Here is a 12,557-nt window from a genome sequence, read left to right as displayed (position 1 = left end):
GCCCGCGCCGACGCCCTGCAGCGCGGGGGGCGTAGGGCCCATCCCTGAAAGCACGCCCTCTACCTCCCGGGAGAACATCACCGTGACCACGGCTCACCCCCTGGCCGCCGGGGACACCGCGGAGGCGGCCTTGGCCGCTGCGCGCGGCGCCACCGTGTGGCTGACCGGGCTGCCCAGCGCGGGCAAGACCACTCTCGCCCGCGCCCTCGCCGAGCGCCTGCGCGCCCAGGGACACGAGGTCGAGGTGCTCGACGGCGACGAGATCCGCGCGTTCCTCTCCGCGGGCCTGGGCTTCGGCCGCGCGGACCGGCACACCAACGTGCAGCGGATCGGTTTCGTGGCCGGGCTGCTGGCCTCCCACGGCGTCAAGACGCTGGTTCCGGTCATCGCCCCCTACGCCGACTCCCGCGCCGCCGTCCGGGCCCGGCACGCCGCCCGCGGCACACCGTTCGTGGAGATCCACGTGGCCACCCCGGTCGCGCTCTGTTCCCAGCGGGACGTGAAGGGCCTGTACGCCCAGCAGGCGGCCGGTGAGATCTGCGGTCTCACGGGCGTCGACGACCCGTACGAGGCGCCGGAGAGCCCGGAGTTGCGCATCCAGACGCAGGACCGCTCGGTGGCCGATTCCGCAGCCGAGCTACACGCCTTCCTGATCGAAAGGGGCCTGGCATGACGGTCATGACCCATCGCCTGATCGAGGCGTCGGGGAACCCCTTCGCGCTGACGCACCTGGACTCGCTGGAGTCCGAGGCGGTCCACATCTTCCGCGAGGTGGCGGGCGAGTTCGAGAAGCCGGTGATCCTCTTCTCCGGGGGCAAGGACTCGATCGTCATGCTGCACCTGGCGCTCAAGGCGTTCGCGCCCGCACCGGTGCCGTTCGTGCTGCTGCACGTCGACACCGGTCACAACTTCCGCGAGGTCCTCGACTACCGGGACCGCACGGTGGCGCAGCACAACCTGCGCCTGCACGTGGCCTCGGTCCAGGACTACATCGACCGCGGCGTGCTCAAGGAGCGTCCCGACGGTGTCCGCAACCCGCTGCAGACCGTCCCGCTGACCGAGGCGATCCAGCAGCACAGGTTCGACGCCGTGTTCGGCGGCGGACGCCGTGACGAGGAGAAGGCCCGCGCGAAGGAGCGGGTCTTCTCGCTGCGGGACGAGTTCTCCCAGTGGGACCCGCGCCGCCAGCGCCCCGAGTTGTGGAACCTGTACAACGGCCGGCACGCGCCGGGCGAGCATGTGCGCGTCTTCCCGCTGTCCAACTGGACCGAGCTGGACGTGTGGCAGTACATCGCCCGCGAGAAGATCGAGCTGCCCGAGATCTACTTCGCCCACGAACGCGACGTCTTCCTGCGGGGCGGCATGTGGCTGACCGCCGGCCGGTGGGGCGGTCCCAGGGACGGCGAGAGGGTCGAGAAACGGCTCGTGCGCTACCGCACCGTGGGCGACATGTCCTGCACCGGTGCCGTCGACTCCGACGCGGCCACGCTCGACGCGGTGATCGCCGAGATCGCCGTCTCCCGGCTCACCGAGCGGGGCGCGACCCGGGCCGACGACAAGCTGTCCGAGGCCGCGATGGAAGACCGCAAGCGCGAGGGGTACTTCTAGCGATGACCACCACCACCGAGCAGCTCAGCGCCACCACGCTGCTGCGCTTCGCCACCGCGGGTTCCGTCGACGACGGCAAGTCCACCCTGGTCGGACGCCTGCTGCACGACTCCAAGTCGGTCCTGGCCGACCAGTTGGAGGCCGTCGCACAGGTCTCGGCCGGCCGTGGGCAGGACACCCCCGACCTGGCCCTGCTCACCGACGGGCTGCGGGCCGAGCGGGAGCAGGGCATCACCATCGACGTCGCCTACCGCTACTTCGCCACCGCGCGCCGCCGGTTCATCCTCGCCGACACCCCCGGGCACGTGCAGTACACCCGCAACATGGTCACCGGTGCCTCCACCGCGGACCTCGCGGTCGTGCTCGTCGACGCCCGCAACGGCATGGTCGAGCAGACCCGCCGGCACACCGCGGTCGCCGCCCTGCTGCGCGTCCCGCACGTGGTCCTGGCCGTCAACAAGATGGACCTCGTCGGCTACGAGGAGTCCGTGTTCGCCGCGATCGCCGAGGAGTTCACCTCGTACGCCGCCACGCTCGGGGTCAAGAACGTCGTGGCGATCCCGCTCTCCGCGCTGGCCGGCGACAACGTCGTCGAGCACTCCGCCACCATGGACTGGTACGGCGGCCCGACCCTGCTGGAGCACCTGGAGAGCGTCCCGGTCGGCAGCGACCCGAGACAGGAGCCCGCCCGCTTACCGGTCCAGTACGTGATCCGCCCAGGGAGTGCCGAGCACCTCGACTACCGGGGCTACGCCGGCCAGATCGCCTCCGGCGTGCTGCGGGTCGGGGACGCCGTCACCGTCCTGCCCTCGGGCCGCACCACCGCCGTCGCGGCCATCGACGCGCTCGGCACGCAGACGGACGTCGCCTGGGCGCCCCAGTCCGTCACCGTCCGGCTCACCGACGACGTCGACGTCTCGCGCGGCGACCTGATCGCCGCCAAGGGCACGGCCGGGGCGCCCGCCAAGGACATCGAGGCCGGCGTCTGTCACCTCAACGAGCGCCCCCTGCACGTCGGCGCCAGGGTCCTGCTCAAGCACACCACCCGCACCGTGCGCGCGGTGGTCGAGGACATTTCGTACCGGATCGACATCAGCACGCTCGAACGGCGCCCCGGCGGCGAGGGCCTGCAGGTCAACGACATCGGCCACGTCGTGCTGCGCACGGCCGAGCCGCTCGCGCTCGACCCCTACGCCGACAACCGCCGGACGGGCTCGTTCCTGCTGATCGACCCGGCCGACGGCACCACCCTCGCGGCCGGCATGGCGGACGAGCCCTTCGAGACCGTACGGCGCGCAGCCGAAACATCCAACGAGGAGGACTGGATCTGATGCAGTATCGGACGATCGGGCGCATGGCCGTGGCGGCCGTGGCGGTGACCGCGGCTGCCGGACTGCTGTCGGGCTGCGGCTACGGCGCCAGTGCCGAGACAGCCCCGGCGAAGCAGACCGAGGGCGCCTCGGGTGCGAAGCTCTCCGCCGACACCGTGAAGATCGGTTACTTCCCGAACCTCACGCACGGGACCGCTCTGGTGGGCCTGCAGGACGGTCTGTTCCAGAAGGAGCTGGGCTCGACCCGGATCAAGTCCCAGTTCTTCAACGCCGGTCCGGCCGAGATCGAGGCGCTCAACGCCGGTTCGATCGACATCGGCTGGATCGGCCCGAACTCGGCGATCAACGGCTACGTCAAGTCGCACGGCACGTCCCTGCGGATCATCGGCGGCGCGGCCTCCGGCGGTGTCAAGCTGGTGGTCAACCCGGCGAGGATCAGCTCGCTGAAGGACCTGCGGGGCAAGAGGCTCGCCACCCCGCAGCTGGGCGGTACCCAGGACGTCGCCCTGCTCAACTATCTGGCGGGCAAGGGCTACAAGGTGGACGCGGCCTCCGGCGCGGGCGACGTCAGTGTGCTGCGTACGGAGAACAAAGTGGTGCCGGAGGCGTACAAGTCCGGTTCCATCGACGGCGCCTGGGTGCCCGAGCCGACCGCCTCCAGGCTGGTCACGCTCGGCGCGAAGGTCCTGCTGGACGAGAAGTCGCTGTGGCCGGGCGGCAAGTTCGCGACCACCGACATCATCGTCTCCCAGAAGTTCCTGACCGCGCACCCCGACGTGGTCGAGGCCGTGCTGCGCGGCTCGCTGGCGGCCAACGCCTTCATCAAGGCCGACCCGAAGAAGGCGAAGGCCGACGCCAACCTGCGGATCAAGGCCGACACGGGCAACGCGCTGCCGCCCGCCATCCTCGACCCCGCGTGGGCGAGCATCGACTTCATCGACGACCCGCTGGCCGGCACCCTGCGGACCGGGGCCGACCACGCGGTCGCCGCGGGCCTGCTCGACAAGCCCGACCTCTCCGGGATCGTCGACCTGACCCTGCTCGACAAGGTACTCAAGGCGGCGGGCCGGCCCGCCGTGGCGGACGCCGGGCTCGGCGTCAGGTGACGACCCGCATCCCGTAGCTCCGCGCAGTGCCCCCGTCCACGCCCGCAGGAGGTTCCGCCATGACCACGGCACTGGCCGTCCCGAAGCACGTCCCCGTCGTCGAGACCACGCACGAGGGCCCAGCGGTCCGGCTCTCGCACGTCTCCAAGGCCTTCGGCCGCCCCGGTGCGGGCTCCGTCGTGCTCGACGACATCGACCTGGACGTTGCCCCGGGCGAGTTCGTCACCCTGCTCGGCGCTTCCGGCTGCGGCAAATCCACCCTGTTGAACCTGGTGGCGGGGCTCGACGAGCCCAGCGCCGGAACCATCGATGTACCCGGTACCCGGCCGTCGCTGATGTTCCAGGACCACGCGCTGTTCCCGTGGCTGAGCGCGGGCCGCAACATCGAGCTGGCGCTGCGTCTGGCGGGCGTGGAGCGCGAGAGGCGCAGGCCCGAGGCGGAGCGGCTGCTGGAGCTGGTCCGCCTGGGCGGCGCGTACCGCAAGCGGGTGCACGAGCTCTCCGGCGGCATGCGCCAGCGCGTGGCCTTGGCGCGCGCGCTCGCCCAGGGCAGCACCGTCCTGCTGATGGACGAGCCGTTCGCCGCACTCGACGCCATCACCCGGGACGTCCTGCACGAGGAGATCACCCGGATCTGGAACGAGCGCAAGCTCACCGTCCTGTTCGTCACCCACAACGTCAGGGAGGCCGTGCGCCTCGCCCAGCGCGTCGTCCTGCTGTCGTCCCGGCCCGGCCGGATCGCCCGGGAATGGCGCGTGGACCTGCCGCATGCGCTGCGGGGCGAATCCGCCGAGGTCGCGGCGCTGTCCATCGAGATCACCGAGCACCTGCGTGGGGAGATACGCCGCCATGTCCAGCACTGACACCCGGTCCGCGGTGAGCGGCCGTGCCGACCGCCACGACGGCGCGGGCGCCGGCCTGGACACGCTGCGGGCCGGCCTGGACGCACTGGAAGCCGGCCACGCGCAGGGCGTCTCGTATCGCCAGGTACTGAGGGCGAAAGTGCTGCCTCCGATCCTGGGCGTGATGCTGGTCGTCGGTCTCTGGCAGCTCGCCTGCAGCCTGCACCTGGCCAGCCCCGAGAAGCTGTCGAGTCCGGCCGAGGTGTGGCACGCGCTCACGCTCCTGTGGAGCGAGGGCACCTTGTTCTCCATCATCTGGACCAGCCTCTGGCGCGGCGTCACGGGCTTCGTGGCGGCCGTCGCGATCGGTACGCCGATCGGCCTGGTCGTCGCCCGGGTCAAGCCGATACGGGCCGCCATCGGGCCGGTGCTGACGGGCCTGCAGTCGCTGCCTTCGGTCGCCTGGGTGCCGGCCGCCGTCATCTGGCTCGGCATCAACAACTCGGCCATGTACGCCGTGATCCTGCTGGGTGCGACGCCCTCGATCGCCAACGGCCTGATCGCCGGGATCGACCAGGTGCCGCCGCTGTTCCTGCGGGCCGGCCGTACGCTCGGTGCCAGCGGTCTGCGCGGCGCCCGGCACGTGCTGCTGCCCGCCGCCCTGCCCGGGTACCTGGCCGGTCTGAAGCAGGGCTGGGCGTTCTCCTGGCGGTCGCTGATGGCCGCCGAACTCATCGCCTCCTCCCCCGATCTGGGGATCGGCCTCGGCCGCTACCTGCAGAACCAGCGGGAGTTCTCCGACATGCCGGGTGTGCTGCTCGGCATCATCCTGATCTTCGCCGTCGGCGTCGCCATCGACCTGCTGTTCTTCAGCCCGCTGGAGCGCCGGGTGCTGCGCAGCCGCGGACTGCTGGCGGCGCGCTGAGGCGCCCGTCCTCCAGCGGAACTCGACACGGCCCCGACGTCCTGTCGAGCACCGTTGCACACGATGACCTGGGGCGGTTCCCCTACGAACGGAGACCGATATGGGCGCGGGGCCCAGTTCCTCTCTGCGTCTTCTGTGGAAGACGTTGAGCGAAGGCCTGATGTGGACGGGGTTCGCGTGGAGCGGCATGTGTCCTCCCTGCGCATGGAAGGAATCCGCCGCCCTGCCTGCCGACCGGCCGTGTCTGCCACCGCTGTCGGACGCGGAGATCGCCCAATGGACGGCACTGGTCAGACAGCTGGGATAGGCACGACCTGGATCTGGTGACCACGCCGCGGCACACGCCCGTGTCCACGGCTCTCGTTGTGGCACGGGGCCCGCCCCGGCGGCTTCGACTCCGCAGTCGTCCCGCGTTTTGTCGACTGGAACCGACCAACAAGCAAAGGAGGCCAGGGTGAGCAGCGCCGGCTCGGGCACCACGCGTCCCCAGGCACTGACGAAAGACGGCCAGTTGCGACGCATCCTCAAGCTGTTCCGCCCGTACCGGAGGAAGCTGCTGTCCGTCGTGTTGCTGGTCGCGGGCTCCTCCCTGGTCGCCCTCGTCAACCCGTTCCTGATCCGCGAGATCATGGACACGGCGCTGCCGCAGGACAGGCTGGGGCTGCTGTCCCTGCTTTCCCTCGGCATGATCATGGTGTCGGTCACCACCAGCACGTTCAACGTCTGGCAGACGCATGTGTCGGCCACGGTGGGCCAGCTCGTCATGCACGACCTGCGCACGGCGGTGTACGCCCACCTCCAGCGGATGTCGCTGGCCTTCTTCTCGCGCACCCGTACCGGCGAGGTGCAGTCGCGCATCTCCAATGACATCGGCGGGATGCAGGTCACCATCACGACCACCGCCACGGCGCTGCTGTCCGACGTGACGGTCGTCATCGCCGCGACCACGGCGATGTTCCTGCTCGACTGGCGGTTGACGCTCGCGTCCATGCTCATGCTTCCGGTGTTCGCCCTGGTGAGCCGTCGCGTCGGGAACCAGCGGCGGAACATCACCCGTGACCGGCAGGGGCAGCTGGCCGAGCTGTCCTCGACCATGCAGGAGTCGCTGTCGATCAGCGGGATCCTGCTCAGCCACACCATGGGCCGTTCGCACTCCCTGACCGACGACTTCGCCCGGCAGTCGCGCCGGCTCACCGACGTCGAGGTGCGCGTCACCACCGCGGGCCTGTGGTACCAGTCGACGATCTGGGTCGTCATAGCCTCCATGCCGGCGATGATCTACTGGGTCTCGGGGCTGACCTCGAGCAACGGCCACATGGCCATCTCCATCGGCTCCCTGGTCGCGTTCACGTCCCTCCAGCAGAGCCTGTTCCGCCCGGCGCAGCGGCTGCTGACCGTCGGGATCGAGATCCAGGGCTCTCTCGAGCTGTTCGGCCGCATCTTCGAGTACCTCGATCTGCCCGTCGACATCGCCGAGCCCGAGCGGCCGGTCGAGCCGGCCGCCTTGCGGGGGGAGGTGCGCATGCGGGGGGTCGGCTTCTCCTATGCGGGAACGGAGCGGCCCACGCTGGCCGGCGTCGACGTGATCGTCCCCGCGGGCCGCAGCCTGGCGATCGTCGGAGAGACGGGCTCGGGAAAGACCACGCTCAGCTACCTCATCCCGCGGCTGTACGACGTCACGTCCGGTTCCGTCACGATCGACGGGGTCGACGTACGCGACCTGTCCTTCGACACGCTGACGGCCGCGGTCGGCGTCGTCGCCCAGGAGACCTACCTGTTCCACGCCACGGTCGCGGACAACCTGCGGTTCGCCAAGCCCGACGCGACCGACGAGGAGCTGTTCGCGGCGGCACGGATCGCCCACATCCACGACTATCTGATGCTGCTGCCCGACGGCTACGACACCGTGGTCGGCGAGCGCGGGTACCGGTTCTCCGGCGGTGAGAAGCAGCGCCTGGCGATCGCCCGCACCATCCTGCGCGACCCGCCGATCCTGGTGCTCGACGAGGCCACCAGCGCCCTGGACGCCCACACCGAGCAGGCCGTGCAGAAGGCCATCGACGCGGCCAGCGTGGGCCGTACCACCATCACGGTCGCCCATCGGCTGTCGACCGTCCGCAACGCCGACGAGATCATCGTGCTGGACCGGGGCCGGGTCCTGGAGCGCGGCACCCACGACGAGCTGCTCATGCGCGGTGGCCACTACGCGGCGCTCATCAACCGGGACAGCGAGCCCGTAGCGGTCTGAGATCCGCTTCCCCTCCCCCGGCGGCCCCGCCCCCGGCGGGGCCGCCGGCCGGTGCCGGGCCGTGCCGCGAAGACCCGTCCTGGAGCCGGGTTCGAGTTCGACGAGAGCGGCTGCCCCTACCTTCGGGCGAATGGATCCCACAGCCTCCGAAACATTCGAGCCGTCCGGGCCGAACCGCCGCACGCTGCTGCGTTACGGCGCCATGACCGGGCTGGGCGCCCTGGTGACCGCCGCCCCCTTCTTCAGGTCGGACGGCGCGGCGGCCGTGACGGCCGGCGGGCCCGAGCCGACGGCGCCCGAGCTGAAGCTGACGAAGTTCAGGGATGCGCTGCGGGTCCCGCCGGTGCTGCGGCCCCGCGACCGCGGCGACCATGACGAGCTGACCGTCCGTCTGCGCACCGCCGACGTCACCGTGCATTCGGAGATGCCGCCGGTGACGATGTGGACGTACGAGGGCGTCTACCCGGGCCCGACGATCAAGACGGTCAGCGGCCGTCCGCTGCGGATCGTCTGGGAGAACCGGCTGACGGGCAACATCCCCGTCACGGCCGTCGACTTCGGTTCGACCGCGGGCCGTTCGCCCGACCCGCTCTCCAACTACCCGGGCACGGCGGGGACCCAGGTGGTCCCCGGCGTGTCGGACCTGGAGCCGTGGGCCGCGGTGCACCTGCACGGCATGCTGACCGGCGGCGGCAACGACGGCTGGATGGAGAACCTCATCGGCCCGGGCGACGTGCAGTTGTCGGCCTATCCGAACAACCAGGCCGCGACCACGCTCTGGTACCACGACCACACCCACCACGTGAGCCGCTTCAGCGTCTACGCCGGGCTCGCGGGCATGTTCCTGTCCCGCAACGAGGAGGAGGAGGCGCTCGACCTGCCCCACGGTGCCTGTGACGTGCCGCTGTTCCTCAGCGACCGCAACTTCGACGTGGACGGGTCCGGTGCCCTCGTCGGCCGGTTGGTCCACAAGGTGGAGATGGTCGGCCCGCAGCGGCTCATGCGTACCCACGCGGCCCCCTACACCCTGGTCAACGGGGTGGTCTGGCCGTACCTGGAGGTCGCGCCGCGCTGGTACCGGTTCCGGATCGTCAACGCCGCGAACTCCCGGATGTACCGGCTGATGCTGCTGTCGGACGGCCGGCCCGTCCCGGGTGCGCTGCGGGTGATCGGGACCGACCAGGGTCTGATCGACAAGCCGCTGGCCGTCGACGGGGCGCTCAACCTCTCCCCCGGCGAGCGCGCCGACGTACTGATCGACTTCAGTGCGTTCCGGGGGCAAGCCCTGAAGCTGGTCAACACGCTGGAGGGCATCGCGCCCGGTGCCTCGGACAAGCTCAACGACCTGCTGGAGCCCGACGTGATGCAGTTCCGCGTCGCGGACCAGGGACCGTCCAAGGGGTTCGTGCTGCCAAAGGTCCTCTCGCCCACGTTCGAGCGGCTCACCCACCACGACCTGCCCCACGACGTCGCCCCCCGGTGGGTGGTCGTGGTCGGTCCCGGCTCGACGAACATTCCCGAGCTGTGGGAGATGGAGGAGGTCGATCCCGCGGGGATCACGTTCCCCTCCCCCGGGACCGTCCAGGTCAAGGACGCCGAGGGCACCGTCACGACGCTGCGCAGGACGGCGATGGCCTACGACGACGGCAGGACGTTCACCGCCGCGCTCGGCAGCGTGGAGATCTGGAAGTACCTCAACCTCGCCACGTCCCCGCACCCCATGCACATCCATCTGTCGCACTTCCAGGTGCTGTCCCGCGAGAACTACGACATCACCGGGTTCGACCGGGCCACCCGCGGCTCGGCCCGGCCCATCGCGTTCAAGGCCGCGGGGGTGCTGGAAGCGCACGAGCTCGGGGAGAAGGACGTCATCCGGGTGGGTACGGCGGGCCAGCTCACGCCGAACGCCACGGTGGGCGAGCTGGTCACCGTGGCGGTCCGGTTCCCCGTCGTGGGCAGGGGCGTCCACCACTGCCACATGCTGGAGCACGAGCAGCACATGGTGCGGCCCCTCGTGGTGTCGCCGGCCGCCCATCTGCACGCGGGCGGCGACCACATGCACGCGATGCGGTGAGCCCGCGCCGGTGACCGGCGCGGGCCCGCGGAACACGCCCGGAACCCCGGAACCCCGGAGCGACAAGAACGGCAGGCCGCGGCCCCGGAGGCCGGCTGCCGTTGTTGTCCTGATGCCGGGGCTCTCCGGCTCAGGGGGCAGGGACCGGGCCGGCGGCGGCCGCCTGGGCTATCCGCCGGCGCATCTCCTCGGAGCTGTTGGCGCGCGGGAACTCCTCGTCGGGAACCTCGACCCCGAGGAACGCGCACAGCGGCTCCCAGCCCTGCTTCACGTCGTACACGAGGACGTTGTCCGCGCCGAGGGCGCGGACGACGTCCTCGGTGTGACGGTGGTAGACCTCGATGGCGTGGTCCTTGTCCGAGAACCGGCCGTCGAAGAGGCCCTCCCAGACCAGGGCGTTGACGACGCGGAACAGCCGGGCCTGGCGGGAGCCCGGCTCGGGCGGGTGCTCCATGGTCCGCAGCGCGAACTGGTACAGCGTGTCGTGGGTGCTCTTGTACCAGCTCTCGGCGTCGCGCACGGTGAGGACCACCCTGGTCCCGGGGAGCGCCTCACTGATCTGCCGGTAGTAGACGGTGGAGGGACCGTCCACCGCGCAGGTGTAGCCGTCGTAGAGCGCGGCCCAGTCGGGGCGCTCGCCGTCGCAGATGATCCGCTCCCACCGGGCGAGGCGCTCTTCGTCGTCGACGATCTCGAACATGTGGAAGCAGGGCCCCAGACCGAGCCGCTCCAGGGCCACCTGGAGTGATGTCGTGCCGGTCCGGCCGAGGCCGGCGTTGATGAGCTTCAACACGGTGGTGTCTCCTCTTCCTCAGCGCCAGACCGCGTCGTCCTGGTGGGTGGCGACGTTCACCCTGTTCCAGAAGTTGACCAGACTGATGTGCATGACCAGGGCGCCGAGCTGCACGTCGGTGTAGTGCTTGGAGGCGTTCGCCCAGACCTCGTCCGACGGCGCGCTTCGGGCGTCGGTCTGCACGGTGACGGCCTCGGCCAGCTCCAGGGCGGCGCGCTCGGCGTCGGTGAAGGAGGGCTCGGTCCGCCACGTGTCCACCAGCAGCAGGCGCTTGTCCGCGGGCTCGGCCGGGAAGGTGTAGACCCGGCCGTTGAGCGCGGCGACGCGCAGCCGGATGTAGTCGAGGGTCGACTGCTCCACGCCGACCTTGCCGATGACCTCGGACAGGTCGAGCAGGGGCTGCAGGGCGCCGGGAACGACCAGGGAGGGGTTGCCCATCCGTTGAGCCATCGGGAGTTCTCCTGTGTGATAGCGGTGCGCTGGAAGGTGAGAGGACGCCGGACAGGGCCGTCAGACCGGGATCGCCTCAATGATCGAGATCGGTGACGCGGTGGGGATCACCCTGCTGATCCGAAAGCCCGCCCTGGCGAACAGCTCGGTGTACTGCGCGAGGGTGCGGTCCTGGGAACCGATCATCAGCATCAGCCAGAGGTCGATGGTGTGACCGATGTGGCGCTCGTTGTTCTCGGGGAGCACGTACTCGATGCAGAGCAGCTTGCCGTCGGGGCCGATCGCCTCGTGTGCGTTGCGCAGGGCGGTCAGAGCGTCTTCCTCGGAGAAGTTGTGGATGATGCGCTTGAACAGGTACGCATCACCGCCCTTCGGCAGCTTGCCGAGGTAGCCGCCGTGCTCGACGGTGCAGCGGTCCGCGACGCCGGCCTCCTCGAAGAGCGAGGCCGAGTCCACGGTCGCGATCTCGAAGTCGTACAGCACGCCCTTGGCGTTCGGCGCCTGCTGGAGGACCCCCGCCAGGAGGTAGCCGCGGCCGCCGATGACGTCCACGACGGTGTGGAACCCGGAGAAGTCGTAGGCGGCCAGGACCGGGTCGGTCTCCGACTCCGAGACCTTGCCGAAGGCCTGGAAGAACGCGGCGGCGTAGGAGTGGTTCGCGTGGAAGAAGTCCAGTGTGCTCATGCCGCGCAGCTTGGGCAGGTTGGCCTCGCCGGTCCGCACGGTGGTGAGCAGGTGGCCCCACTCCTCGTGCAGCAGGGGGTGGCTCATCAGCTGGGCGAACTTGCGCATCGAGTCCTGGGCGTCCTCGCGGAGCTTGTCGGACAGCGCCGTGTTCTCGTACCGCCCGTCCGGACGGACCGCGAAGACTCCGTGGCCGGACAGCGCGCGCAGGATCCGGTGGGTCGCCCGCGGGTCGGCTTCGACCCGCAGGGCGATGTCCTCGGCGGACAGCGGCGCGTCGGCGAGCACGTCGGCGATGCCGAGCCGGGCCGCGACGGAGATCGCCTGGGTGATGACGGCACCCTGAATCAATTCGAGCAGCGCGTAGGAATCCGACTGGTCGCGGACCTCGGCCGATGCGGGCATCGCTTTCCCCTCAGAGTGGCTTTTCTCGGATTCCGGACGATAAGTCGACGCTTCTCTCCGCCGCAGCCGGCCAAGTTTCTCACGTCATTGA

11 protein-coding genes are annotated in these 12,557 nt (G+C 70.3%); 8 read left to right on the top strand and 3 right to left on the bottom strand.

The features are described 5' to 3' along the window. Positions 1 to 100 precede the first annotated feature (100 nt). The 8 genes from cysC (at position 101) to IO36_RS32960 (ending at position 10,134) form a co-directional block, all read left to right on the top strand. Positions 101 to 673, top strand: coding sequence for an adenylyl-sulfate kinase (cysC, locus tag IO36_RS32995; protein ID WP_245173575.1), 573 nt, complete (start codon positions 101 to 103; stop codon positions 671 to 673). Positions 674 to 678: 5 nt separating this feature from the next. Continuing rightward, complete coding sequence (cysD, locus tag IO36_RS32990; RefSeq protein WP_107065857.1) at positions 679 to 1,608, top strand: sulfate adenylyltransferase subunit CysD; 930 nt, start codon at positions 679 to 681, stop codon at positions 1,606 to 1,608. A 2-nt stretch (positions 1,609 to 1,610) separates the two neighbouring features. Continuing rightward, positions 1,611 to 2,939, top strand: a complete 1,329-nt coding sequence (locus IO36_RS32985; protein ID WP_037625341.1) for a sulfate adenylyltransferase subunit 1 — start codon at positions 1,611 to 1,613, stop codon at positions 2,937 to 2,939. Continuing rightward, a complete protein-coding gene (locus tag IO36_RS32980; protein WP_037625340.1) occupies positions 2,939 to 4,045 on the top strand; it encodes an aliphatic sulfonate ABC transporter substrate-binding protein in 1,107 nt (368 codons plus the stop codon). Before IO36_RS32985 ends, IO36_RS32980 begins: the two co-directional genes overlap by 1 nt. Before the next feature lie 59 nt (positions 4,046 to 4,104). Continuing rightward, entirely contained in the window at positions 4,105 to 4,908 is an 804-nt protein-coding gene (locus tag IO36_RS32975; protein ID WP_051901127.1) for an ABC transporter ATP-binding protein, read from the top strand. Further along, complete coding sequence (locus IO36_RS32970) at positions 4,895 to 5,812, top strand: ABC transporter permease (protein ID WP_037625339.1); 918 nt, start codon at positions 4,895 to 4,897, stop codon at positions 5,810 to 5,812. Before IO36_RS32975 ends, IO36_RS32970 begins: the two co-directional genes overlap by 14 nt. 454 nt (positions 5,813 to 6,266) lie before the next feature. Next, positions 6,267 to 8,060: an ABC transporter ATP-binding protein gene (locus IO36_RS32965; RefSeq protein WP_037625338.1), complete on the top strand. Its 1,794-nt coding sequence runs from the start codon at positions 6,267 to 6,269 to the stop codon at positions 8,058 to 8,060. Positions 8,061 to 8,190: 130 nt separating this feature from the next. Continuing rightward, positions 8,191 to 10,134 (top strand): multicopper oxidase family protein, encoded by a 1,944-nt coding sequence (locus IO36_RS32960; protein WP_051901126.1) that lies wholly within the window; start codon positions 8,191 to 8,193, stop codon positions 10,132 to 10,134. Positions 10,135 to 10,264: 130 nt separating this feature from the next. Here the strand turns inward: IO36_RS32960 and IO36_RS32955 are convergent, their stop codons facing one another. Genes IO36_RS32955 through IO36_RS32945 form a run of 3 tightly spaced genes read right to left on the bottom strand, consistent with a single transcriptional unit; the run spans position 10,265 to position 12,466 of the window. Continuing rightward, positions 10,265 to 10,927 (bottom strand): sulfotransferase family protein, encoded by a 663-nt coding sequence (locus IO36_RS32955; protein WP_037625337.1) that lies wholly within the window; start codon positions 10,925 to 10,927, stop codon positions 10,265 to 10,267. 18 nt (positions 10,928 to 10,945) lie between these two features. Then, positions 10,946 to 11,377 carry a carboxymuconolactone decarboxylase family protein gene (locus IO36_RS32950; protein ID WP_037625335.1) on the bottom strand — a complete coding sequence of 144 codons (432 nt, stop codon included), beginning with the start codon at positions 11,375 to 11,377 and terminating at the stop codon, positions 10,946 to 10,948. Between the two features lie 60 nt (positions 11,378 to 11,437). After that, positions 11,438 to 12,466 carry a methyltransferase gene (locus IO36_RS32945; RefSeq protein ID WP_037625333.1) on the bottom strand — a complete coding sequence of 343 codons (1,029 nt, stop codon included), beginning with the start codon at positions 12,464 to 12,466 and terminating at the stop codon, positions 11,438 to 11,440. Between the last annotated feature and the right edge of the window lie 91 nt (positions 12,467 to 12,557).

Source organism: Streptomyces aureus, assembly GCF_000725495.1.
Taxonomy (GTDB): domain Bacteria; phylum Actinomycetota; class Actinomycetes; order Streptomycetales; family Streptomycetaceae; genus Streptomyces; species Streptomyces aureus_B.
This window is presented reverse-complemented; position numbering and strand designations above follow the sequence as displayed.

Excerpts from the sequence above, each read along its gene's own strand:
- IO36_RS32975 (WP_051901127.1), top strand. The coding sequence starts at position 4,105 with ATGACCACGGCACTGGCCGTCCCGAAGCACGTCCCCGTCGTCGAGACC.
- IO36_RS32950 (WP_037625335.1), bottom strand. The coding sequence starts at position 11,377 with ATGGCTCAACGGATGGGCAACCCCTCCCTGGTCGTTCCCGGCGCCCTG.
- IO36_RS32980 (WP_037625340.1), top strand. The coding sequence starts at position 2,939 with ATGCAGTATCGGACGATCGGGCGCATGGCCGTGGCGGCCGTGGCGGTG.
- IO36_RS32960 (WP_051901126.1), top strand. The coding sequence starts at position 8,191 with ATGGATCCCACAGCCTCCGAAACATTCGAGCCGTCCGGGCCGAACCGC.
- IO36_RS32985 (WP_037625341.1), top strand. The coding sequence starts at position 1,611 with ATGACCACCACCACCGAGCAGCTCAGCGCCACCACGCTGCTGCGCTTC.
- IO36_RS32970 (WP_037625339.1), top strand. The coding sequence starts at position 4,895 with ATGTCCAGCACTGACACCCGGTCCGCGGTGAGCGGCCGTGCCGACCGC.
- cysD (WP_107065857.1), top strand. The coding sequence starts at position 679 with ATGACCCATCGCCTGATCGAGGCGTCGGGGAACCCCTTCGCGCTGACG.
- IO36_RS32945 (WP_037625333.1), bottom strand. The coding sequence starts at position 12,466 with ATGCCCGCATCGGCCGAGGTCCGCGACCAGTCGGATTCCTACGCGCTG.